This is a genomic window from Bradyrhizobium sp. USDA 4451, assembly GCF_054822585.1.
Map to the genome: position 1 here is coordinate 4,801,450 of NZ_JBTRCH010000001.1, position 24,995 is coordinate 4,826,444.

Consider the following 24,995-nt stretch of genomic DNA (forward strand, 5'->3'; position numbering starts at 1 on the left):
TCAAACAAGGAGGCAAAGCGCGATGACGATTCAACCAAATCTCATCGCGCTTTAGGCGACATCGACGATCGGCGGCGGCGCGAGCAATCGCGCCGGCGCATGTTCGAGGCAATGGCGGGCATCTTCACATCCGGCAAACAGGGGCGACATCATGAGCGGTCAATCGAATAGCGGACTGGTTCACCAGACCGAGGAGCAAATCGACGATCTTCTCGGCCATGAATTCGAGCACGAGCCGGTGCCGATCAGCGCCCGGCGCAGCGCCTTCTCGGTCACGATGGTGTGGCTGGGCTTTCCCATGATCATCACCGGCGCGATGACCGGATCGCTGCTGGTGCTCGGCATGGGGTTCAAGAATGCGCTGGTGGCGATGATCATCGGCAATCTGATCATGTTCGCCTATGTCGGCGCGCTCGGCCTGATCGGCACGCGGCGCGGCATGAACTTCGCGCTGATCGCGAGCATCGTGTTCGGAAAGAAGGGCTATGTGCTGGCGTCGGGCCTGCTGTCGACCCTGCTGCTCGGCTGGTATGCGGTGCAGACCGGCATCACCGGCGCGCTGATCTCCTCGACTTACGGCCTTAACTATGTGGCGATGACCATCGTCGCAGGCGTGCTCTATATCGGCATCACCTTCGTCGGCGTGAAGGGCTTGCACTATATCGGGCTGGCGTCGGTGCCGCTGTTCGTCGTGCTCGGCCTCTGGGTCGCGGCCGATGCGGCCTCGACCACAACTGCAGCGGCGATTTTCGGCTATGCCGGCAACAACGGCGTTGCCAGCATGTCGATGGGCGTCGGCCTCACGGTGGTGCTGGCGCTGTTCATCGATGCCGGAACCGTGACCGCGGACTTCAACCGCTGGGCGCCGAGCCCGCGGGCGTCGCTGTTCTCGACCTTCAGCGCGTTCCCGTTCGCCAATCTGGTGGCGATGCTGGTCGGCGGCGTGATGACGGCGGCGCTTGCGGTGCCGAACGCCAATCCATTCGGCGTCGACAACATGTTCGGCTTCATGAACGGCAAGCAGCTCACCTGGCTCAGCATTCTCGCCTTCATCTTCCTCTACACCAATCTCGGCTCGGTGTGCTCGCACTGCCTGTACAATGCGGCCACCGGCTGGTCGCGGATCCTCGGCACCAATATGCGGCTGATGGCCGTGATCCTCGGTGCCATCGGCATCGTGGTGGCCGCCGGCAACGTCTGGGCGTTCTTCATCCAGTGGTTGTCGCTGCTCGGCATCCTCGTGCCGCCGATCGGCGCGATCATCCTGGTCGATCAATATCTGTTGCGTGCCGATGCGCGCGCCGACGTTGACTGGCGGGCGAAGCCGTTCATCGCCTGGGGCATCGGCTCGCTATGCGCCTTTGCGGTTGAGAATCTGATGCCGGGGCTGTCGACTGCGATATCGGCCGCGCTGGTCGCCGGCACCGTGTACGGGGCGATCGCGCGGGTGGAGTCTCCGGCCGAAAAGGTAGCGCGTCCCGCGTAAGCGACGATCTAATCAAGCAAGAAGGGTACAGCAATGAGCGTCGACTATCAGATCTATGATCTCGCCAATCTGACCTTGCAGCGCGGTGCGACCATCCGCGACTGCAAGCTCGCCTACAAGACGTTTGGCCAGCTCAACGCGGCCAAGGACAATGTGATCGTCTATCCGACCTGGTATTCCGGCCAGCACTACGACAACGAATGGCTGATCGGAGCGGGCATGGCGCTCGATCCGGAAAAATACTTCATCATCATTCCGAACATGCTCGGCAATGGCCTGTCGTCGTCGCCGAGCAACACGCCCGAGCCGTATAACGGACCGCGCTTCCCGCAGGTGACCGCCTATGACAATGTGCGGGCCCAGCACCGGCTGGTGACCGAAAAATTCGGCATCAAGCACATCCGCCTGGTGACCGGATGGTCGATGGGCGCATTGCAGACGTTCCATTGGGGTGCGCTCTATCCGGATATGATGGATCTCCTGGCCCCGTTCTGCGGTTCGGCCAAATGCTCACGACACAATTTTGTGTTCCTCGAAGGCGTCAAGGCCGCGCTCACGGCGGATGCCGCCTGGAAGGAGGGATGGTACACCGAGAAGCCGGCGCGTGGCCTGCGCGCCGCCGCGCGCGTCTATGCCGGCTGGGGCTTCTCGCAGGCGTTCTATCGCGAGCAGCTCGACATCAAGACCATGGGCTATTCGTCGCTTGAGGATTTCCTGGTGGCGTTCTGGGAGGGCTTCTTCCTGCCGAAGGATCCCAACAATCTGCTGACCATGCTGTGGACCTGGCAGAACGGCGACATCAGCGCCAACGAGATCTACAAGGGTGATTTCAAGGCCGCGCTCGGTGCGATCAAGGCCAAGACCTATGTCATGCCGGGCCGGACCGATCTCTACTTCCCGCCCGAAGACAGCGAGAACGAGGTCGCGCACATGCCGAATGCCGAGTTCGTGCCGGTGCCGTCGATCTGGGGCCACTTCGCGGGAGGACCGGGGACCAATCCGGTCGACGTCGCCTTCATCGACGCCAAGCTCAAGGAACTGCTCGCATCGTGATCTCGAACGATTGCGAACGGCTGCCTGCGCGATCATGGGAGGCGTGAGCTTGTCCAATCCCGCACTGCTGCTTGATCAGTACCGCATCCGGGAGGAGCCGTATTACCGGCCGCTCAGGGACGAGGTCGAATTGTTCGGCGCAGCCTATGCGAGCCGCATGCCGGTGATGCTGAAGGGCCCCACCGGCTGCGGCAAGACCCGCTTCATCGAATACATGGCCTGGCGGCTCGGCCGGCCGCTCATCACCGTCGCCTGTCACGAGGACATGACGGCGGCTGATCTGGTCGGCCGCTGGCTGCTCGATGCACAGGGTACGGTGTGGAGCGACGGGCCGCTGACGACGGCCGTGCGTCTCGGCGCGATCTGCTATCTCGACGAGATCGTCGAGGCGCGCCAGGACACCACGGTCGTGATCCATCCTTTGACCGACGATCGTCGTGTGCTGCCGCTGGAAAAGCGCGGCGAGCTGATCCACGCCCATTCCGACTTCCAGCTCGTGATCTCCTACAATCCGGGTTACCAGAGCGCGATCAAGGACCTCAAGGAATCCACCAAGCAGCGCTTTGCGGCGCTTGATTTCGGCTATCCCGACCGGCCGGCCGAAACCGAGGTGGTCTCGCGCGAGGCCGGCATCGAGCCTGATCTCGCCGATCTCCTGGTGAAGATCGCCCAGCACAGCCGAAACCTGAAGGGCCAGAGCCTCGACGAGGGCGCCTCGACCCGGATGCTGGTCAATGCCGGCCGCCTGATCGGATGCGGCATTAGCCTCGAAAAGGCCTGCGAGACCACGATCGTGGTTCCGCTGACCGATGACATCGACACCAGGAACACGTTGCGTGACGTGATCTCGGCCTGCGCGTGAATGGACATTCGGAGGTGGCGGTCGCGCAAATCAGTTCGCTCGATAGCTTCCGATCCGGTCGTCGGCTCGCAGCGCTGCTGCGCGGCCACGATGATCTCGGCGCGGCCGTCCAGACGGCGCGAGCCGCTTTGCACCGGACAGATCAGCTTGATCATCTCGCCGCCTGGGACGAGACCGTGCACGAGCTGTTCGCGGCCAATCTCGGCCAGACCGTTGTCCTGACTTTCTTGCGCCTGTCGGAGCAATGGCCGGCGCTGCGATCGACCGATGATCTGATCGCGATCGGACGTGCGACCCGGGACGTCGGCCGCAACGCCGGAAGCCGCGCCGCCCATGCGTTGCTGACCGAGATCTCCAAGGTGCTGCCGCAACTCGCGAGTGCCGGAGAGCTCAGCACCGTCCTTGCCGCGCTGGGCCAGCTCGCGGATATGGGACCGGAATCGGTGACCCTTGCAATTTCCCGCCTGGGGCCGCTGCTCGCGCATGCCGACGGCGAGGATTTTGCCGCCTGGGTCTTTGCCGGCCTGCGCGCAAGCGGCGGCCGCGCCTCGCGGCGGCGCGCTTATTTCGCGCTCGACGATCCGCTGTCGGCGCGGCTGTTCGCCGTCGGCCGCACCGGCGATGATTTTGCCCGGCTGGAGAAACGCCTCGCGGCAACCATGCTGGCGCTGTGGAACAGGAAGCCGCGCTTCCGCAAGCTTGCCGTCGCGGCGACGTCGGTGCCACGGCGGACTTCGCTGGCCGCCGGCCTGATCGGCCTTCCGGAGACCTTTCCCGGCTTCGAGGGCGAGGCGGCGGACTTGATCTATCTCGCGGCGGTCGCGCATGCCGCCGCGCATCTGGCGCATTCCACCGTCCGCTTTCCTGTGGGGCGGCTGAAGGCGTTGCAGATCGCGCTGGTCTCGCTGGTCGAGGATGCCAGGGTCGAGACGCTGGCGTTGCGCGAGATGCCCGGCCTGCGCCGGCTGTGGCTGCCGTTCCACACCGCGACGCCGTCGGGGCAGGCAACTGCGGCCGGATTGATGACGCGGCTGGCGCGGGCGCTGATCGATCCCGGCTATCAGGATCCGGATGCGTGGGTCACCAAGGGACGTCGGCTGTTTGCCGACGCCGCCGGCCGTTGGACGGACCCCGCCATCAGCCGCGAGATCGGCGGGCTGCTCGGCAACGACATCGGGCAGATGCGGCTGCAATTCAATGCCAAGAGCTATGTCGTCGAACCCGCTTATCGCGATGACAATTTGGCGCTGTGGGATTTCGGCGACCAGCCGGACAGTCCGACCGAGACGATCGAACTTGCCGTCGATTCGGTGCGGATCGAACGGCGCGACGATCCGAGCGGCCAATCGAGTGACGACAACGCCAAGCCGGACGAGACGCTGCGCGCGAAGGCCCGCGCGGTGACCCTGCTGGACGGATTTCCGGCCGCGACCTACCCGGAATGGGACTACGCGGCGCGTACCGAGCGGGCGGACTGGACCACCATTCTGGAAGCCGATGCCGCCACGTCCGCGCAGCCGTTCGATCCTTCGACGGACACCGAGGCGCTGCGCTGGATCACCGAACTGACCCGCGACGCGTCGATCGGCCGCCGGGTCCGTCAAAAGGGTCAGCGCGACGGCGATGCGCTCGACATCGACGCAGCGATTGCGCTGACGATCGAGCGGCGTGCCGGCAGCATCAGCGAGCCCAGGGTCTACCAGCGCGATGCGCCGGGGCCGCGCGATCTCGCGATCCTGCTGCTGCTGGACCTGTCGCAATCGACCGCGGACCGCGACCGCCGCGGCCGGACGGTGCTCGATGTCGAGCGCAAGGCGGCCGCGATCATGGCTTCGGCGGTCGACGCCGCCAATGACGCGATCGCGGTGCACGGCTTCAGCTCCGACGGCCGCGAGCGCGTCCGCTATCTGCGCATCAAGGGCTTTGAGGAACCGATGGACGCCGTCGTCCGTTCGCGTCTCGCCGGACTTGGCAGCAGCCATTCCACCCGGCTTGGGGCGGCGTTGCGCCATGCCGGCGGCTACCTCGCCGGACGGCGGGCGTTCCGCAAGGTGCTGCTCGTCCTCACCGACGGCGAACCGTCCGACATCGATGTGCCCGATCCGCAATATCTCGTCGAGGACGCGCGCCGTGCCGCCCAGCAGCTGCGGCGGCGCGGCACCGATATTTTCGCCTTCCGGATCGGGGAGCACAAGTTTCCCCAGCTCGATCGGATTTTCGGCGAGCGCCATGCGCTCCGCGTGCCGCGGATCGAAGTGCTGCCGCAACGGGTGATGCAGCTCTATGCGGAACTGAAGAAATAGAGACTGCCGTCGAGCTGCGGATCGCCTCCGCGGGCCTACGCACCGTTGTCATACTTCGCCGCTAACGTTGCAGATTGGACACAGCGGCCCGCCTGGGAAACAATCGACGCGGATACGATGAGCATTGGATCTCTTGCGAGGGGCTTGGCGGGGCGCCCCTCAGACGCTCGTCGAATGTGCGTTTTGGTCTGCCTTTGCGTGCTGGGCGCAAGTACCGATGTCGCGTTGGGACAACAAGGTCCGATCGCTCCTGCGCAGCGCATCACGTTCGATATCCCGTCGCAACCCCTGACCTCCGCATTGGAGAGCTACGGCGCCATATCGAGGCGCGAGGTGCTCTACGATGCGAGGCTTGCAACCGGTCGGCTCTCGGGCGAGGTGAGGGGAGTTTTCGCGCCGTCCGAGGCGCTGCAGATCCTGCTTGATGGAACGGGCCTTGTCGGCCGTCTGACGTCGGAGAATGCAGTGGTGATCGTGCCCTCGTTTCCGGTTGGCGGGCAGCCAGCGACACCCGATGGCGCTGCGCCCAAGGGCGATCCGATCATGCGAGCCCGCTATTATGCCGTGGTGCAGGAGCGCGTTCGCGACGCTTTCTGCCGGGACACCATGTTGCGGCCGGGCCGGTACCGGATCGCCGTGCAGTTCTGGCTCGCCCCAACCGGAGCCGTCCAGCAGACCAGGCTTCTCAGCAGGAGCGGCGATGCGCGCGTCGACAGCGCGATCGAGGCGACGCTGCGTGGATTGAAAATGCGGGAGGTGCCTCCGCCAGGCATCGCGCAACCCCTGACGATGGTCGTTGTGCCGCACCCGTCGCAACAGGCGCAGGACTGCGCCGGCATCGACGCCATCCGTAGCGAGGCGAATTGAGCGTGCCGCAATGAGCGACGCAAACCGGACCATGCTGCGCAGCTTCTTGGCTGCCAGCTATGATGATCTCAAGCTGCGGCTGAGCCGTCGCCTGGGATCGACGGAGCTTGCCAGCGACGCGTTGCAGGACACCTATGTACGTCTCGGGCGGGTTGAGGTGGCGGAGGCGGTGCAAAGCCCGGCCGCGTATCTGTTCCGCATGGCCTTTAACGTCGCAATCGATCGGCAGCGCGCCGAGAAGCGGCGTCTGGCGCGCAGCGAGGTTCAGGATCTGCTTCATATTGTCGACGACGCGCCAGGGCCGGGTCAGATTGCGGAAGCCCGCTTCGAGATCGAGGCGCTGGAGAAGGCGATAGCGGAACTGACGCCGCGCCGCCGGGTCATCCTGCTGGCGGCGCGGCTTCAGGGCATGCCGCAGCGGGAAATCGCCAAGCGCCTCGGGGTCTCGTTGCGTCTGGTCGAGAAGGAGCTCCGCCTCGCTCTGGAACATTGTGCCATGCGGCTCGGAAAATAATTGTGCGGTTTTTGGCTATGACGAACGTCAAATGGGCAAGCGCACGGTCTGGATGCGGCGGCTGCCGACGGCTTGCGCTGCGAGGCAAGTCTGCATGACGCGGGAAGGCGGCAAATCGACGATGGGGCTCGGCGCAACGGAGCGGGAGGCCCACGCCTGGGTGCGGCGCCTGACGTCCGGAGAGGCGACGGTCGCCGATGCCGACGCATTCCAGCTGTGGCGTCAGCAGAGCGCAGCCCATGCGACGGCCTTTGCCAATGCCAGCAAGCTTTGGGAGACCGTTGGCAGCGCCGGCGATAACCTCCGCTACGATCCTGTATCGCTCGGCGCCTTGCTCGACGGCGAGGCAAAGCGCGTGATGACCCGCAGGCTCGTGCTCCGGGGCGGACTTGCGACCGCCGCGGTGGCTGCCGGCGTGGTCGCGCTGCATCCGCCGCTCGCGCTCTGGCCGTCCTGGTCCGAGCTTGCGGCGGACTACCGGACGGGGACGGGCGAGCAGCGCAAGCTCGCCCTGAGCGACAGCGTCTCGATCAACCTCGACACGCGAACCAGCATCGCACTGCGGCCGGACCACCGCGACACCAGCCGGATCGAGTTGATCTCGGGACAAGCATCGATCGCGACGCCGCCGCAGCTGTTGCGGCCTGTGACCGTGATCGCGTCCAGCGGTCAAACGGTTGCAACGCAAGCCTCGTTCGACGTGCGTTACCTCGGCGCCGAGGTGCGCGTCACCTGCCTGGGCGGCGAGGTCCGGGTCGAGCACCAGGGCAATGCCCGCATCGTTCGCGAAAGGCAGCAGGTCGCTTATGACGCCAGGCGCATGAGCGATATCGTCGCGATCGATCCGGCCGTCGAGGCGGCCTGGCAGGAGGGCCTGCTGATCTTCCGCTACACGCCGCTGCCGAAGGTGGTGGAAGAGGTGAATCGGTACCGGTCGGGCCGGATCTTCGTCGTCAATGCCGAGCTGAACGCGCACCTGATCAATGGCCGTTTCAATATCGACCGGATCGACGAGGTTCTCGTGCAGCTCGAGCAAGCGTTTGGCGTGAAAGCGAAAACACTTCCCGGCGGCATCGTGCTGCTGAGCTGAGGAGGCGGCGGGCGGGGTTTGCGAAAAAGGTTCGAGTCCGGCGTGCGGGCCGAGCCATCAGGGATCGTCACAGCCGCGAGGGTCTCGGTGCCGGCGCCGGGACGAAACGTCGGCTCTACGTCGCCCGCGCAAGAAAGCGATCCCATGGTTCCCCGTTCCTCCAGGTCCCACGCTCGCATGACGGTTCGCGCTGCGTTGTTCGGCAGCGCCAGCGTCGTGGCGCTCCTTGCCAGCGCCCCGGTGGCCGCGCGCCCGTTTGGATCGGCCTGGACGGCGTCGCCATCGGCTGCCGCGATGGCGGCGTCGCAATCGGCCGCGCAGGATGCGGCCGCCGCCGGCAAGCAAGGCCAGGATGCGATGGCGCGGGCGACGCGCGCCATCCAGGCGATGCAGGGCTTGCAGAATGCAGCGCGCAGCGCGGCGCAGACTTCGCAACGGTCGGTGACGTTGCCGCAGGTCGCCGTGCCCAACGGCCTGGCGCCCGGCGGTTTGCAGGCCGCGCCGGGATGGCAGGGGGCGAATGCGCCGACGCAGGCGGTCGATGCCGCGGGCCAGACCCAGGTCGGCATCCAGCAGAGCAGGCCGCAGGCGATCCTCAACTGGAATTCGTTCAATGTCGGCGCGCGCACCACGCTGAGCTTCGATCAGCAGGGCAATGCGAACTGGGTGGCGCTCAACCGCGTGGTCGGCTCTCCGGCGCCGAGCCAGATCCTCGGCAATGTCAAGGCCGACGGCTCGGTCTATGTGATCAACCAGAACGGAATCATTTTCGGCGGCGCGAGCCAGGTGAATGTCGGTTCGCTGATCGCCTCGACCGCTGGGATCACCGATACCCAGTTCCTCACCAACGGCATCTACTCGCAACAGGCGAGCGGCCAATACGTGCCGAGCTTCACCGGCGCCCGTGGCACCGTGACGGTCGAGGCCGGTGCCCTGATCGCGACCAACGCGCCTTCGTCGGTGACGCAGGGCGGCGGCTTCGTCCTGTTGATGGGAAGTGAGGTCAGCAATGCCGGCTCGATCAGCGCGCCGCGGGGCCAGGTACAGCTCGCCGCCGGCAACGACTTTCTGCTGCGCCCGGGTTACAGCACCGACGCAAACCAGGGCTCGACCACGCGCGGCAACGAGATTGCGCCGATCGTGCGCGACGCCGCAGCAGCTGTCGGCAATTCCGGCCTGATCTTCGCGCAGCAGGGCGACATCACGCTCGCGGGCCGCAGCATCACCCAGGACGGGGTGCTTGTCGCCACGAGCTCGGTCAACACCCGCGGCACGATCCATCTGCTCAACGCAGCCTCAGACGCCGCCGGCAGCGTCACGGTCGCCAGCGGCAGCCTGACCGCGATCCTGCCCGAGCTCGACAGCAGCGACACCGCGCTCGACAGCCAGCGCAGCCAGCTGCTCGCCGATTCCAGCGCTTTCAGCCACGCTCCGGTCGCCAACGCCCAGTTCGACAATCTGTCCCTGCTGTCCGACCGGCTCGATCAGGGACGTATCGAGATCGTCAGCGGCGGCACCGTGACCTTCAAGGACAGCTCGATCACGCAGGCGCAAGGCGGCCAGGTGGCGGTCAGCGCCGGCCGCCGCATCTTCGCCGAGAGCGGATCGGTGATCGACGTCTCGGGCGTGCGCGGCGTGCTGCTGCCGATGTCGGCCAACAACCTCCTGATCAACGTGCAGGGCAATGAGCTGCGCGACTCGCCCGTCAATCGCGATGGGGACACGCTGAAAAATGCCGATGTCTGGATCGACGCGCGCGACCTGGTGCTGGTGCCGGCGGGCGCCGGCGGTTATGCGACGGACCGATACTATACGCCGGGCGGCCTGCTCGAGGTCTCGGGATATCTCGCCAACACCGCCCATCGGATCGGCGAATGGGCCGCGGTCGGCGGCACCGTCACGCTGTCGGCGCAGGAAGTGGTCGCGCAGCAGGGGGCGGTGTTCGATGTCTCCGGCGGCTCGGTCAGCTATCAGGGCGGCTATATCCGCACCAGCAATTTCCTTGGCGCTGACGGCCGGCTCTACAGTGCCGATCAGGCCCGCGCCGACATGCAGTTCTACGGCCTTGGCTCAGGTTTCATTCGCGAGCACAAGCTCGGCGGCAAGGTTGCGCCGAATCTGACCGAAATCTGGACCAGCCCGTTCGGCAAGGGCCGCGTCACCACCCGCTGGGAAGACGGCTACACCATCGGCCGCGACGCCGGCGCTCTCATCCTGTCGACGCCGACGGCGGTGTTCGAGGCGGACATCGTCGCCGATGTCGTGACCGGCGTGCGCCAGACCACGGCGCGGCCGAGCGGGACCACCGACGGCTACAAGCTGTCGCAGGACGTTGCACCGCTGCAGGCCAAGCTCGCGCTCGGTGGCTATTCGGGGTTCGGCCTCACCGATGCATCCGCCGCGCGGGTCGTGTTCGGCCGAACGCCCGAGATCACGGGGGCGCTGACCGCAACATCGGTCTTGCCCGACGATCGCATCGGGACGGCATTGTTCAATTCGGACGCGATCAACGCTGCCAGGCTCGGCGGTCTCAACGTTGCGAGCAGCAAGGACATCCTTGTCGAAGCGCCGCTCGAGCTTGCCCCCGGCGCGCAAGTGACCTTTACGGCGCCGCATGTCGAACTCGGCGCCAACGTCACGGCGCATGGCGGCAGCGTGATGCTGACCAATCTGATGCATGCCGTGCTCGGCCAGGGGCAGAACGAACAATGGTGGGCGTTGAACGACAGCAACGGCAAGGCGCAGGTCACGATCGGCCAGAACGTCGCCGTTGATCTCAGCGGGCTGTGGAGCAACGAGCTGACCGGTACGGATGGATCCGGCCGGGCGCATCTCGACGGCGGCAACTTCACGGTTTCGACCACCGGCAGTATCACGCTGGCGAGCGGGTCGCTGATCGATGTGTCGTCGGGCGGCGCCATCCTGGCGAACGGCAAGACGCAGGGCGGCAAGGGCGGCAATGTCAGCCTCGTGGCCAATGACTATTCGCATCTCGCCGGGACGCAGTTCTTCGCCAACCCGCTCATCCTCGATGGCGCCATTCGCGCCTATGGTTTTGCTGGCGGCGGCACGCTGACGCTGAACGCGGGCCAGGAGATCGCGGTCGGCAAGGCCGTCGCCGACGCGCTGGTGCTCGATCCAGCGATCTTCCAGTCCGGCTTCACGTCCTACAACATCAGCAGCAACACCGGCATCCGGATCGGCGAAGGCACGCGCGTGGATGCCGAGGTGCCGGTCTATCGCTTCAGCCAGGGCAGCTTCACCGCGCCGAGCGGGAGCCTGGTCGCGGATGCCGCGGAACTGTGGACGCCGCCCAGATTTACGCTCAGTCCGTTCGCGCACAGCGCGACGCAGCGCGTCGGCGCCGATGTGACATTCTGGAGCCTGCATGACTTCACGCTGGCGAAGGGCGCGTCGATCAACGTCGATCCCGGACGTTCGGTCTCGATCTACGCCAATCGCCAGACGGTCATCGACGGTGCGATCACGGCGCCGGCCGGCAATATCCTGATCACGAGCCTGCAGGACGCGCCCGGCGATACCAGGTACAATTCCGGTTACGGCGAGTTCGGGCTGACGCGTTCATTCTGGATCGGCGACGATGCGGTGCTGGACGTCTCGGCGCGCGACGCGGTCGGGCGCGACGAGAACGGGATCTCCTATGCGGCGGTGCCGGACGGCGGCACGATCCGGATCGGCGGCACCGGCGCGCTGGATCCAAAATATCCCGTCGTCAGCGATGCCTTCGTGATCGTTCGCCCCGGTGCGCTGATCGACGCGTCGGGCACCTCTGCGGTGGTCGATGTGCTCAGCGGCAACGGCTATGTCCCGACGCCTGCCGCGAGCGACGGCGGAGCGATCTCGCTCTATTCCAGCTTCGGGATGGCGCTCGACGGCACCTTGCGCGCGGGGGCCGGCGGCAGCGGCGCATCCGGCGGCGCGCTGAACCTGACGATGTCGTGGCGCGGCTATATCGTCGGGCAGCCGAATGCCAATTCGCCCTATGCCAGCAGCGACCTGCCTCCGGAATTCCAGCAGTCGCGCGATATCACGCTCATGCAAAACGCACCCGGCAGCGGCCTTGCCGCCGGTCTGTTGCCGGGGCAGGCCGATCCGGCCCTGCAGTTCGGGCGGACTGTGCTTGGCGTCAACCAGGTCGAGAAGGGGGGCTTCGGCTCGCTCGCGCTCAATACGCGCGATCTTCTGACCTTTGACGGCAATGTGAATCTCAGCCTGTCGCGCAGTCTTCGGCTGTCGAGCGGCGTCATCGCATCGGCGCCCGACACGCCGAACAGCACGATCCATTTGTCGGCGCCCTATGTCCGTCTCGATGGCGTCTACAACGCCGAAGATGCTCAGGTGAACGTCGGGTACTCCCCCGGAATCAACAATCTTCGCGTTCGCAACCCCGCGGCGGGCGGACGTTTCACAGTCTCCGGTGACCTGATCGATGTGTACGGGCCGGTCCAGTTCGGGGCCACCGGCCAACAGGGCAGTGGGGACGCGGACATCGGACGTCCTGTCAGCATTCCATTCGATGCCCGCGGCTTTCATCAGGTCGCGCTGCAGAGCAATGGCGATATCAGGTTCGGCACCGGCGGGCTCGATGTTGAAAACCTCGCGTTGACTGCCGACCAGATCTATCCGTTGAGCGGTGCCCTCGCGCTGATCAAGGTTGGACTCCGTCCAAGCTCGCCGTCCGCCGCCTATGATCCCGACGCGCATCTCATCATCCGCCGCAATGACGGCGAGACGCCGCCGGTTCCGGCTTCGGCCTTTGGTGATCTGGATTTGATTGCCGCCAACATTGACCAGGGCGGCGTGGTTCGCGCACCGCTTGGTCGGATCTGGTTCAATGCTACGCAGCTCGACAACGGGCCGCTTATCCCGCCCCCAACCGACGCGCGTATCACGTTCCGCAGCGGCAGCATCACGTCGGCGAGCGCGGCCGGCTTGACCATGCCGTTTGGCGGCACCTCGGATGGCATCGCCTATCAAGGCGCAGACGGCACCTTGTACAATCTGGCGAGTGCTTCCTACGAAGATCATGTCAACGGTATCAGGATTGCGAGCGGGATTTCGCTCACTGCCGGCTCGGTCGTGGGCGAGCCCGGGTCGGTGCTCGACCTGTCCGGTGGTGGCTCGCTCACGGGGGCAGGCTTCATCTCCGGTCGCGGCGGCTCGGTCGATGTGCTGAAGACGGCGCTCGTCAATGCCAATCCGGCCAACAGCTACAGCGCGGCCGGCAACAAGGTCTATGCCATCCTGCCCGGTTACGCAGCCGACTATGCGCCGGCGATCGCGACCAACGGCGCCGGAGATCCGGCGATCGGCCAGCAGATCACGCTTCCTTCAGGCGTACCAGGACTGCCCGCCGGCACCTACACGCTGCTGCCGTCGAGCTATGCGCTGCTGCCGGGCGGCTATCGAGTCGAGCTCGGCGCGACCGGAACGACTGTGGTGCCGCCCGTGGCGGCCGGCAACGGCTCCGTCGTCACGTCGGGCTATCTCGGGGTTGCCAACAGCGCGATCCGGGACACGCTGCCGACACGGGTGATCCTCACCTCGGGCCAGACCACGCGGCATTATTCGCAGTACAACGAAACCAGCTATGCCGATTTCGCGCGCGCGCAAACGGCCCTATTCGGCGGGTTCCGGCCGCGCTTGCCGGAGGACGGCAAGGTCCTCGAGATCATCCTGCTCTCGCAGCCGGACAACGCGAAGTCGTTGTCGTTCGCCGGCACGGCCTTATTCGGTGGTGCGAAGGACGGCGTCGACGGCACGCTGTCGATCAGGCCGTTGCAATCCGTCGTGCTTGACATCACGGCGCCTGGAGCCGTGCCCATCGCCGGGCACACGTCCATATCGAGCGACGACATCAACGCCTTCAATGCACCAACGCTGTTGCTGGGCGGCACGAGCGTGTACGCCGTGGAAACGAATTCCGGGGCCGGTGCCAAGATTTATTTCGACGGTAACTCGACGGTCAATCTGCTCGACGGCGCGGCGATCCGGGCCGGCCAAGTGTTCCTTGTCGGTACGTCGGTCAATATGGCAGGCGGCGCGAGCATCGATACGCGCGGCCTGAAAACCAACGCGATCGATTCCACGCTCGGCTATGTCTACGGCAATTTGGACCCCACGTCGACGAGTACGACCAGCAGTACGGCCGTGCTCGGGGTCGCCAATGGCTGGTTCCAGTTTCTCGACGCGGTTGGATCCGGACAAATCAGCATTGCGAGCGGTGCCTCGCTGCTGACCGACGGCAGCATCGTGCTGGCCGCGCCGGGCGGACTCACGATGGGCGACGTCAATTTCGGTGCTCGCTACCTCAACGTGACGCAGGAGCAGGTCAATGTCGGCACCGAGGCGGCGCTCGCGGCAGCGCAGGCCGCAGGCCAGCTTCCGCCAGGATGGAATCTGACCCAAGGCGTGCTCGACAAGCTTTTGCGGCCCTCGACAAGCGCGGGCAGTCCGGCACTTGAGCAGCTCATCATCACGGCGAGCGGTTCCTTCAATCTGATCGGCAGCGTCAGCCTGGACACCACGCGCCAGGGCGCCTCGGCCGACCCGCTCAAATTCGTTCTGAATACGCCGGCCATCTACGGGCTCGGCTCCGCCAGCGACACCGCGAGCATCACGGCCGATACGCTGGTCTGGAACGGCATCCGCAGCGGCGACGGCGGCCCATCGAACCCCTATGGCAGCCAGGTGCCTGCCGGTGTCCTGCCGGGCGGGCCCGGCACGGGATCCGGGCATCTCGCCATCACGGCCAGCGAGATCCTGTTCGGCTACGATGCTGCGCTAAGCAGGCCGACCGATGGTGCAACGCTGAACCGTCTCGCGCTTGGTTTCTCGGATGTGAGCCTGACAGCGACGAAGCGCATCACCGCGAACAGCGACGGCACGCTGAAGGTGGGTCTCGGCCAGGACAGCAATGGTGCCTTGCAGGGCGGCGCGCTCACCATCGCAACCCCGCTGATCACGGCGAGCAATGGCGCCAAGCTCGACGTCAGTGCGGGTGCAGCCTTGCGCCTGGTCACGTCGGCGGGGGCCGCTCCCGCCGATACGCGTGGCGTGACGGATCTCGGCGGCACGCTCTCCTTCACCGGCGACAGCGTCTTTGTCGACACTGCGTTCGCCTTGCCATCCGGCAAGCTGACGCTGAACGCGACGCACGATGTGGTGCTCGGCGCAAACGCGACCGTCGACCTGTCGGGCCGCGGCATCGCCTTTTTCGACGTCACCAAGTTCAGCTGGGGCGGCGATCTCATCCTGAGCTCCACCAGCGGCAATATCATCCAGAATGCGGGTTCGGTGATCGATGTCTCGGCCGCCAACAATGCGGCGGGCTCGATCGCGGCGAAGGCGATCGATGCCGCGCACGGGCAGGTCTCGTTCGACGGCACGCTGAGGGGATCGTCGACCGGCGATTACGACAGCGGGCAGTTCACGGTCGCAGCGCAGAATTTCGGCGATTTCGCCGCGTTGAACGCCAAGCTCAACGATGCCGGTTTCTTCAACGCTCGCAGCTTTGATCTTCGGCAGGGCAGCCTTGTGATCGGCGATGGTGTGAAGGCGCGCTACCTGACGGTCTCGGTCGATCAAGGCAGCCTCACGGTCGATGGCAGGATCGACGCCAGCGGCGCCAAGCCCGGCGCCGTCCGCCTGTCGGCGCGCGACGATCTCACGCTGACGGCGAATGCGGTGCTCGATGTCCACGGCAACGTGCTGCAGACCGACAGCTACGGCGCGCCGATCGACGCCAACAACACCGCACATGTCGAGCTCACCACTACGCACGGCACGACGACGGTGGCTGCCGGTGCGACCATCGACATGAGCTCACCGGACGGCGTCCCGCGCGGCAAGATCGAGCTCAACGCGCCACGACGCGGCGGCGCTGGCGGCGACGGTGCGGGCGCCAACGACATCGCGATCAACGCGCGCGGCCCGTTCAATATTCGCGGTGTCAGCAGTATCGCGTTGAACGGCTTCCGCACCTATGACCTGCCGGGCGGCAGCATCATCGATCAGGCCTATCTCGACGGTCTGCATCAGGACAGCACGGCATTCATCAATGCGGCGCTCCAGAATGGCGACCTGCGGAACCGCCTGGCCGGGCTCGCGGCCTATGGCTCGAGCTTCCATCTGCGGCCCGGCGTTGCGATCACCTCGGACGGTGATCTTTCGACCAAGGGCGATCTGGATTTCTCCGCCTATCGCTATGGGCCGGGCGCCGATCCGGCCATGCGTGGCTCCGGCGAACCGGGCGCGCTGGTGGTCCGTGCTGCCAACGATCTCAAGATCAACGGCAGCATCAATGACGGCTTCGCACCGCCGCCGGCATCGCCCGATGCTGTGACTGTGATTGCTTCCGGCACCTTGTCTGACGCCTATACGGTCACGACGAATGGTGTGGTCATCGGCAATGGCTCGACGATTTCGAGCGATGGCACAATCAACATGGAGCTGAACCTCGTCGGCGGAAGTGTGCAGCAGAGCCCGGACGCCGCAAATCCGCTTCCCGTCGACATCAAACTGGCTGAGGACTTCGCGGTGGTGGGGCGTCCGATTCCGGTAAGGATGGTGAATGGCGGGCGCATCATCGCGCCGGACCATATCTACAATCCCGGTGATACGATCCCCGCTGGAACGGTGTTTCCGGCCGGCACCGTGCTTGAAAAGGGTGTCTATTTCACCGGCAGAGAGTTCATCAATTCGACGCTCAGTTTGGTGATTGAGCCCGTGACACTGCCGCCAACGACCAGCCTTGTCCTGTTCGGCGGCTACACGTTCACCACCGATACGCCGCTTCCCAAGGGCACCGTGTTGCCGGCCGGGATGACGAACGTCAATCTGGTCGGGCCAGGCGATCGGCAGGTCTGGGCGATTTCGCCGATGCTCGCTCCGGGAACGCAGGCCTGGTCGATGCGGCTGGTGGGCGGCGCCGATCTTGCGAGCGCCGACAGCCGCGCGCTGCGGACGGCCGGCGCGCTCGCCGGTTCGGGCAACGTGGTGTTGAACGATCCGTATAACGTCACCATCAACAAACCGACCACACTGGGTGTCAGCGTCGTGCGCACAGGCACGGGCGATCTCGAGATTCTCGCCGGCGGCAATTACGATCAGCAGTCGCCGTTCGGCGTCTACACGGCCGGCACCGCGATCAGGGAGACCGGGACGGCAGCGAATGCCGACTATAACGTCGACCGCGGCACGGTGACCGATGGCACTGTGCTGGGATCGGCAAATGTCAGCTATGAATCAACGCTCGGCTCGCAGCGAATGTATTACCCCGAGCATGGCGGCGATTTCCTGCTGGTGGCGCAAGGCGACGTCAGCGGGACGCTGACGAAGGGCACGACCGAGATTGGGTCGTGGCTATGGCGCCAGGGGGGCTCGGAGATCGGTCAGAGGACCGCCTGGGGCATCAATTTCGGCAGCTATACGCTCGATCAAATCCGTGACCCAAGCATCTTGTCTTTGGGACTCTCAGCCTTCTCCGGTCTTGGTACGCTCGGCGGCGGCAATGTCACATTGCAAGCCGGCGGCAGGATCGGTGGCGCCGGTCGTGGTGTCGTCATCGCTGTCGGTGGCAGCGGCCGTGTGATGGCCGATGGCAGCCTGGTGCAGACCGGCGGCGGCACGCTGTCGGTGAAGGCTGGCGACGTCGGCATCGGCGGCAATCAATTCGTCGATCTGCGCGGTGCGATGGATGTCGCGACGGGCGATTTCGGCAGCATGGTCGCAAGCAACCTCCGCAACGACAGCGGGGCAGATCCGCGGCCGTCCAATCCGTTGACGTCCTATTCGATGATCACGGCCGCTGGCGGCGATTTCGCACCGGGCGACAGCGTGATCGACATCCGTGCACGTGGCGATCTGGCTGTCGGAGCCATCCTCGATCCGGGCCGGGTCGGTGTCACCGGCGTGACGGCCGCCGATAACGGCAGCACCAGCGGCCAGGGCGCCAGCTGGTTCACGCTGTGGACGGGGCAGACCGCCGTCAACATGTTCGCCGCGGGCGGTTCGCTCGCGCCGGGCAGTGCGCCATTCGGCTTCCAGTTCCTGCCCTCGACCGTGCGGGCGATCGCCGCGAACGGCAACATCTACAATTCGATGGATGGAATGCTGCTGCCGTCAGAGAATGGCGGCGCGTTCGAGATGCTGGCGGAAGGATCGATCTTCAGCACCACGAACGCCATCGGGGCGTCGATGGCGCCGGTATCGGCGCTCGCGACACCATTCCAGCCGGCTTGGGCGATCTCGATCACCCAACCCTGGGGACAGGTCATCACGGCCTCGAATTATTGGGGCAACTTCGCGCAAGTGAACGACGTCATCAGTGGATTTGGTGTCTACTCTTACCCGACGGGCGGATACCCCTTTGCCTTTGGTGCCAACACGGTGAAGGGTAACCCGGCGCCGAACCAGGGCGACCCCGCACGAGTCTATGCGGTGAACGGCGACATCACCGGGATCACCTATGGCCAGACCGTTACGGTGCGGAGGACCACTGACGGCGTCGACTCCAGCGAAGTTTATTATCAGGCGGCAGGACCACTGCGGATGCTGGCGGGCGGTGACATCGTCAATACCAAGGGCCTGATCCTGCACAACGACCCCAACGATGTGTCCGTCATCGCGGCCGGCGGCAGCGTCATCTATGCGGGCTGGCCGGGGCTCGAATCCGGAGTAGGCGGAGGCTGGACGATTGCCGGCCCGGGTACGCTCGAAATCACCGCGGCCAGGAACATCTATCAGGGATCGGCGGCGACCGTCGAAAGCATTGGCGCGCTGGCCGCCGGTGACAAGCGGCCCGGCGCAAACGTGGTCATGCAGGCTGGCGTCGGGGCAGGCGAGATTGGTGTCGGCCAGGTCGACTGGAGCGGCTTTGCCAGGCTCTATCTCGATCCGGACAACCTCGCCGGCGCAGGGCCGCTCGCCGACCAGCACGGCAAGGTGGCGAAGACCTATGGCGACGAGCTTTATGCCTGGCTGACGGACCGTTTCGGCTACAGCGGGACCAAGGCGGACGCGCTCGGCTACTTCCTCACGCTGCCGGGCGAGCAGCAGCGCATCTTCCTGCGGCAGGTCTACTATGCCGAGCTGACCGCCGGCGGGCGCGAATACAACGATACGAACGGCCCGCGCGCCGGCTCTTATTTGCGCGGGCGCGAGGCGATCGCTGCGCTATTCCCGAATCCGTCCGCCTATCGCGGCGACATCAGGATGTTCACCGCTGCAACCGGCACGCCGGGCGCGCCGAACTACGCGATTCAAAGCGGCTTCGTTCACACCGATTTCGGTGGCGACGTCCAGTTCCTCACGCCGGGCGGCGGCGTCACGATCGGGACCGAGGGGCTGCTGCCGGGCAGTGATGCGGGCCTCATCACGCAAGGCGCGGGTAACATCCAGATTTATTCCCAGAACAGCGTGCTGATGGGCCTGTCGCGCATCATGACCACGTTCGGCGGCAATATCGTGATCTGGTCGGCGGAGGGTGACATCAATGCCGGTCGCGGCGCCAAGACCACGGTGATCTATACGCCGCCGAAGCGCGCCTACGACAGCTACGGCAATATCACGATCTCCCCGGTGGTGCCGTCGAGCGGCGCCGGCATCGCAACGCTGCAACCGATCCCGGAGGTGCCGCGCGGCACGGTCGACCTGATCGCACCGCTCGGCACCGTCGACGCCGGCGAAGCGGGTATCCGCGCCTCGAGCTTCGTCAACATCGCGGCGCTGCATATCGTCAACGCCGCCAATATCCAGGCGCAGGGTGGCGTCGTCGGCGTGTCGCAGGTCCAGGCGCCCAACATGGGCGCCCTGAGCGAGGCCTCGAACACGGCCGGCGCCTCTGCCAAACAGGGCCGCCGTGCCGCCGCCGCGCACCAACGATCAGCCCTCGGTCATCATCGTCGAAGTGCTCGGCTATGGCGGCGGTGACGGCGGCGATGACCAAAAGCGGCGCGGCAACGACAAGCAGAGCCAATACGATCCGAACAGCGCCTTCCAGGTCATCGGCGACGGCCAATTGACCGCGGAACAGCTGAAGAAGCTGACACCTGACGAGCGCGGCCAGATGGCGAACTAGCTCCCAGAGCAAGATGAGTTTAGGTTAGGCTGCAGCGGCGCCGAAACTTCACCTCTCCCCGACGGGAAGAGGTGAAACCAAGACCGCGCCAAGCCGATTCAACGCAATCTCATCGCGCTCTAGCCGGTTGCCCGGGGCAGGGAGCCGTTTGCGGTGATCTCTGCGGAGATTTCCTCGATCGTCTTGCGCTGCTCCATGGCGGCCCGCCGGATCAGCGCAAAGGCAGCCGGTTCGGCCAGCGCATGGGTGTGCATCACCTGAAGCACGGCGGCGAGCACGACGCGGCGGGATCGAAGACGCTGTTCGAGCTTCACCACCTGCTGCTTCAGCTCGTCGCTGCGTTGGCGTCGTTCGAATGCCAGCACGAGCGCGGCATAGATGCCGGCCGAGCGCAGCGGCTTGACCAGGAACGAGGCCGGATCGAGCTCGAGCACCAGCTTCAGACGGCTCGGCGTTTCGGTGCCGAGCAGGGCGATGACCGGGCTTCGCCCGAGCGAGGTACGCTGCACCGGGGAGGCAAGCGGCAGGTACTCGTCGTCGATCAGCGTCACGTGCGGACGGCAGTCGATACGGGCATCGCCATCCCATGTGACGATGTCGATCCCGAGACGCTCGAACTGACGCCTGACGATGGAGGCATCGCGCTCGTCCTTGATGGCGACGAGGGCCTTGCGTCCGCGCAGTGAAAATGAAGACGGCTTGGTCATTTCACAACCCGTAAATGCGGCGCATTTGGCGACGTTGCATCCCGTGCAGGGCTGGCGGCGACGTCGAGCTGCGTCAGATAGGGATCCGGCTTAACCGGAGCGTCGGCTTCCCAGAAGATGTCAAACTGTCCCTCGGCGTTGGAGACGGCGAGCCGCGGCGTCAGGACGCAGTGGTTGTTGCTGCCGTCGATCCAGACCGGGCCTTGCGGCGAATTGTAGCGGTGGCCCGCCGCGGCGCGCCGCACCTCGCCGATATCGGATGTGCCGGCGCGCTGCAACGCACGGGCCAGCAGATAGACCGCGACATAGGCGGATTGCCCGTCCACCGAAGGGCTGCTGTGCTCGCCGTAGCGCGCCTTCCAGCGCGCGACGAAGGCCCGGTTCTCGGGCAGGCGAATGCTCTCGAAATAGGCCGATGACGTGATGCATCCGGCCGATGCGGGCCCCACGATCTTGAGCTCCGGCTCGCACAGGCTGCAGCTGACCATCGGAATCTGGAGACCCGCGGCCGTGGTCGCGGCATGAAAGGCCCGAATGAAATCGTAGCTCGAACTGCCGACCAGCGTGTTGAACACCACCGGCGGCCGGCGGCGCACGATCTCGTCGACGATATGGCCGACGGCACTCTCGCCAAGTTCGAGCAACCGCTCGGCGAGAATGCGGCCTCCGGCTGCGGTCGCCAGCTCGCGGGTGACGCGATTGGTCTCCCAGGACCAGACATAGTTGGAGCCGACGCAGAAGATCTCGCGCGACAGATTGTCCAGCACGTAACGCACCAGCGGCAGCACATTGTGATTGGGCGAAGCGCCGACATAAATCACGTTGTCCGAGCATTCGAACCCTTCATAGCGGGCCGGATGCCAGAGCAGACGGTCGGTGCGCTCGACGATCGGCAGCACCTGCTTGCGCGACGCCGAGGTGTAGCAGCCGACAATGTGCTCGACGCCGACATTGCGGATGAGGTCGTCGCAGGCGGTGTGATATTCGGAAACCACGCCGCGGGGATCGCGCACATGCGCTGCTATCGAAAAGTCGAAGCCGTCCTGGCTGTTGATCTCGTCGACCGCCATCATCGAGCTCTTCAGGAGCTCGCGTCCCATCGCCTGATAGGGCCCGTGCTGCGAGCAGATGATGCCAACGGGAATGGACGGCTTTGTCATCGACGACTTTCATTGCGACGCGCGAAGGAAATCATCTTCGCAGAGGTCGGTGCAAGAGGTCATGCTGATTTGCTGCGCATGCACCTCGCGAAATTTGTGCAGCCAGCCTCGTTGACAACGCGCTGCACATCTCCTTAGAATTTTCTCCTACAGGGCTACCTGTCGAACCCAGCGCGCGTCGATTTGGCCGATGACGTCCCGGTCGCCGCGCAGAGTGCTCCGTTCGATCCGGGCCCACGCGATAGTTCATAGCCGCGGCATTTGAGCCATTCGTCACCTTCGTTTTGGAGGGGCGGGTGGCTTTTTGCATTTGCCGCCAAACACATTGGCGACACGCCCGTGTCGTCAAGCCGGAGGCGCATGCGCGGTGATGGGCAGTGCCTGCGCTTGCGTCGTGCCAAGTGCGGGGGATGAGAAACGATGCCGACGACGGAACTTCACTATCTCGGACTGATCGAGATCGGGCAGCAAATCCAGGCCAGGAAACTCTCGCCGGTCGAGGTGACCAAAGCGATGCTCGGACGGATCGAGCAGCTCGACGGCAAGCTCAAGAGCTACGCTCATGTGATGGCCGAGGCCGCGCTTTCCGAGGCTGCGGCCGCCGAGAAGGAAATCGCATCCGGCAAGATCAAGGGGCCGCTGCACGGCGTGCCGATCGCCGTCAAGGACCTTTGCTGGGTCAAGGGCGCGCCGGCCGCGCACGGCATGACGATCCATCGCGACTTCCGTCCGAGCGAAGATGCCACGGTGGTCGCGCGGCTCAAGGATGCCGGCGCGATCATCCTCGGCAAGCTGCAGCAGACCGAGGGCGCCTATGCCGATCATCATCCGAAGATCGATCCGCCGAAGAATCCATGGAATGCCGATCTGTGGTCCGGCGCGTCCTCGAGCGGTTCCGGCGTCGCCACCGCGGCGGGGCTCTGCTTCGGTTCGCTTGGAACCGACACGGGTGGATCGATCCGCTTCCCCTCGGCTGCCAACGGCATCACCGGGCTGAAGCCGACCTGGGGCCGCGTCAGCCGCTACGGCGCCTACGAGCTCGCGGCGACGCTCGATCACATCGGCCCGATGGCCCGCAGTGCGGCCGATTGCGGCGCGATCCTCGCCGTGATCGCGGGCCAGGATCCGAAGGACACCACGTCGGTGCCATTGCCGGTGCCCGATTATCTTGCCGGCCTGACCGGAGATTTGCGCGGCGTGGCAATCGGCGTCGATCGGCGCTGGACCAGCGAGGGCACCGATGAGCCGGCCGGCAAGGTGCTCAGCGAGGGGCTGCGTGTCGCGGCCGATCTCGGCGCGACGATCAAGGACATCACCTTCCCCGATCCGAAAGCGGTCATCGAGGACTGGTTCCCGCTGTGCGGCATCGAGGTGGCGGTTGCGCATGAGGAGACTTATCCCGCCCGCAAGGACGAATACGGTCCGGCGCTCGCAGGCCTGCTCGATCTCGGCCGGGCGCAGTCCGCCATGGACTATCAGAAGATCGTGCTGCGGCGCGAAGCGTTCCGCGGCGCGGTGCGGCTGCTGTTCGACACGGTCGATCTGATCGCGGTGCCGGCCCAGGCCTTCGCTGCGCCGACGTTGGCCAAGATGGCGGCGCTCGGCGAGGACCCGTCGCTGATCACCGGGCTGCTGCGCTTCACCTGTCCGTTCGACATGACCGGCAGCCCGACCGTGACGCTTCCCGGCGGCTTTGCGCCGAACGGTGGTCCGGTGGCCTTCCAGTTTGTCGGGCGTCACTTCGACGAAGCAGGCCTCGTTCGCGCCGGCGATGCCTTCCAGCGCGTCACCGACTGGCACAAGCGCCATCCCGCGATCTGAGTTGAGGAGCCGTTCGCATGACCGAAGACTGGTTGAAGAATTCCATCATGGCCAAGCGCGCCGTCGCCAAGGGCGCGACCGGCACGACCCATAGTTTGACGATCGAGCAACAGGGCGGGTTCCATTACGTCTATGGGCCTTATGCCAAGCCGACGCTGTCGATCGATCCGGGCGGGGTCGTCGTGGTCGAGACCGAAGACGCGTTCGGCGGTGTACTCACCAGCGAGAGTGACAGTCCGACCGCCAAGCTGAATTTCCCTTATCTGAACCCGCAATGCGGCCCGATCGCGGTCAAGGGCGCCAGGAAGGGCGATTGCCTCGCCGTCTATATCCGCGATGTCGAGACCCGCGGCGCGCAGCCGGCGGGGACCACCTGCATCATTCCGGAATTCGGCGGCCTGGTCGGCACCGCGTCTACGGCACTGCTCAATCCGCCGTTGCCCGAGCGCGTCAAGAAGCTGCATGTCGACCGCAACGGCGTGCGCTGGAGCGACAAGATCACGCTGCCCTACGAGCCGTTCATCGGCACCATCGGCGTGTCGCCCGAGATCGAGGCGATCTCCTCGCTGCAGCCGGATTATCACGGCGGCAACATGGACCTGCCGGATGTCGCACCCGGCGCGATCATCTATTTTCCGGTGCACAGCGAAGGTGGGCTGCTCTATGTCGGCGATTGCCATGCCACACAGGGCGACGGCGAGCTGTCGGGCGTCGCGCTGGAGCAGCGCGCGACCGTGACACTGCAGATCGATCTGATCAAGAACTGGAGCTTCGCCTGGCCGCGGCTCGAGACGGCTGACTTCATCATGACGATCGGCAGCGCCCGCCCGCTCGAGGATGCGGCGCGCATCGCCTATCGCGAGCTGGTGCGCTGGATGAGCGCCGACTACGGCTTTGATGAGATCGACGCCTACATGCTGCTCAGCCAGGCCGGCCGCATGCGGCTCGGCAACATGGTCGACCCCAAATACACGATGGGGGCGTCGATCCTGAAGAATTACCTCAAGGCGTGAAACTCCAACATCCTTCAAC

Annotated in this window: 13 protein-coding genes; 11 read left to right on the plus strand and 2 right to left on the minus strand. The window is 65.4% G+C overall.

The features are described 5' to 3' along the window. Window positions 1-151: 151 nt before the first annotated feature. From ACVMB0_RS22035 to ACVMB0_RS22075, 9 genes are all read left to right on the plus strand, one after another. A complete protein-coding gene (locus ACVMB0_RS22035; RefSeq protein ID WP_461347649.1) occupies window positions 152-1,486 on the plus strand; it encodes a purine-cytosine permease family protein in 1,335 nt (444 codons plus the stop codon). A 33-nt stretch (window positions 1,487-1,519) separates the two neighbouring features. Continuing rightward, window positions 1,520-2,539, plus strand: a complete 1,020-nt coding sequence (locus ACVMB0_RS22040) for an alpha/beta fold hydrolase (RefSeq protein ID WP_461347650.1) — start codon at window positions 1,520-1,522, stop codon at window positions 2,537-2,539. A gap of 49 nt (window positions 2,540-2,588) precedes the next feature. After that, window positions 2,589-3,401, plus strand: coding sequence for an AAA family ATPase (locus ACVMB0_RS22045; protein WP_461347651.1), 813 nt, complete (start codon window positions 2,589-2,591; stop codon window positions 3,399-3,401). 14 nt (window positions 3,402-3,415) lie between these two features. After that, entirely contained in the window at window positions 3,416-5,704 is a 2,289-nt protein-coding gene (locus tag ACVMB0_RS22050) for a nitric oxide reductase activation protein NorD (protein WP_461347652.1), read from the plus strand. A gap of 174 nt (window positions 5,705-5,878) precedes the next feature. Continuing rightward, entirely contained in the window at window positions 5,879-6,571 is a 693-nt protein-coding gene (locus tag ACVMB0_RS22055) for a TonB C-terminal domain-containing protein (protein WP_461347653.1), read from the plus strand. Window positions 6,572-6,581: 10 nt separating this feature from the next. Continuing rightward, the gene (locus ACVMB0_RS22060; protein WP_461347654.1) at window positions 6,582-7,085 is read left to right on the plus strand and encodes an RNA polymerase sigma factor; all 504 of its coding nucleotides are present in this window, start codon (window positions 6,582-6,584) and stop codon (window positions 7,083-7,085) included. A gap of 31 nt (window positions 7,086-7,116) precedes the next feature. Continuing rightward, a complete protein-coding gene (locus tag ACVMB0_RS22065; protein ID WP_461347655.1) occupies window positions 7,117-8,175 on the plus strand; it encodes a FecR family protein in 1,059 nt (352 codons plus the stop codon). Between the two features lie 177 nt (window positions 8,176-8,352). Further along, the gene (locus ACVMB0_RS22070; RefSeq protein ID WP_461347656.1) at window positions 8,353-20,127 is read left to right on the plus strand and encodes a filamentous haemagglutinin family protein; all 11,775 of its coding nucleotides are present in this window, start codon (window positions 8,353-8,355) and stop codon (window positions 20,125-20,127) included. Next, window positions 20,057-20,275: a hypothetical protein gene (locus tag ACVMB0_RS22075; protein WP_461347657.1), complete on the plus strand. Its 219-nt coding sequence runs from the start codon at window positions 20,057-20,059 to the stop codon at window positions 20,273-20,275. The genes ACVMB0_RS22070 and ACVMB0_RS22075 overlap by 71 nt, the downstream gene beginning before the upstream one ends. 119 nt (window positions 20,276-20,394) lie before the next feature. Here ACVMB0_RS22075 and ACVMB0_RS22080 read toward each other — a convergent pair whose 3' ends face one another. Beyond that, on the minus strand, window positions 20,395-20,982 hold the full coding sequence (locus tag ACVMB0_RS22080) for an ANTAR domain-containing response regulator (protein WP_461347658.1): 588 nt from the start codon (window positions 20,980-20,982) through the stop codon (window positions 20,395-20,397). Next, window positions 20,979-22,142: a transporter substrate-binding domain-containing protein gene (locus ACVMB0_RS22085; protein WP_461347659.1), complete on the minus strand. Its 1,164-nt coding sequence runs from the start codon at window positions 22,140-22,142 to the stop codon at window positions 20,979-20,981. Before ACVMB0_RS22085 ends, ACVMB0_RS22080 begins: the two co-directional genes overlap by 4 nt. A gap of 420 nt (window positions 22,143-22,562) precedes the next feature. On the opposite strand from ACVMB0_RS22085, the gene ACVMB0_RS22090 reads away from it, so the two are divergent. Both ACVMB0_RS22090 and ACVMB0_RS22095 read left to right on the plus strand, forming a co-directional pair. Continuing rightward, the gene (locus ACVMB0_RS22090; RefSeq protein WP_461347660.1) at window positions 22,563-23,963 is read left to right on the plus strand and encodes an amidase; all 1,401 of its coding nucleotides are present in this window, start codon (window positions 22,563-22,565) and stop codon (window positions 23,961-23,963) included. 17 nt (window positions 23,964-23,980) lie between these two features. Beyond that, on the plus strand, window positions 23,981-24,976 hold the full coding sequence (locus ACVMB0_RS22095; RefSeq protein WP_461347661.1) for an acetamidase/formamidase family protein: 996 nt from the start codon (window positions 23,981-23,983) through the stop codon (window positions 24,974-24,976). The last annotated feature ends 19 nt before the right edge of the window (window positions 24,977-24,995 follow it).

Excerpts from the sequence above, each read along its gene's own strand:
- ACVMB0_RS22080 (WP_461347658.1), bottom strand. The coding sequence starts at position 20,982 with ATGACCAAGCCGTCTTCATTTTCACTGCGCGGACGCAAGGCCCTCGTC.
- ACVMB0_RS22035 (WP_461347649.1), top strand. The coding sequence starts at position 152 with ATGAGCGGTCAATCGAATAGCGGACTGGTTCACCAGACCGAGGAGCAA.
- ACVMB0_RS22095 (WP_461347661.1), top strand. The coding sequence starts at position 23,981 with ATGACCGAAGACTGGTTGAAGAATTCCATCATGGCCAAGCGCGCCGTC.
- ACVMB0_RS22040 (WP_461347650.1), top strand. The coding sequence starts at position 1,520 with ATGAGCGTCGACTATCAGATCTATGATCTCGCCAATCTGACCTTGCAG.
- ACVMB0_RS22090 (WP_461347660.1), top strand. The coding sequence starts at position 22,563 with ATGCCGACGACGGAACTTCACTATCTCGGACTGATCGAGATCGGGCAG.
- ACVMB0_RS22055 (WP_461347653.1), top strand. The coding sequence starts at position 5,879 with ATGTGCGTTTTGGTCTGCCTTTGCGTGCTGGGCGCAAGTACCGATGTC.
- ACVMB0_RS22070 (WP_461347656.1), top strand. The coding sequence starts at position 8,353 with ATGACGGTTCGCGCTGCGTTGTTCGGCAGCGCCAGCGTCGTGGCGCTC.
- ACVMB0_RS22060 (WP_461347654.1), top strand. The coding sequence starts at position 6,582 with ATGAGCGACGCAAACCGGACCATGCTGCGCAGCTTCTTGGCTGCCAGC.
- ACVMB0_RS22085 (WP_461347659.1), bottom strand. The coding sequence starts at position 22,142 with ATGACAAAGCCGTCCATTCCCGTTGGCATCATCTGCTCGCAGCACGGG.
- ACVMB0_RS22065 (WP_461347655.1), top strand. The coding sequence starts at position 7,117 with ATGGGCAAGCGCACGGTCTGGATGCGGCGGCTGCCGACGGCTTGCGCT.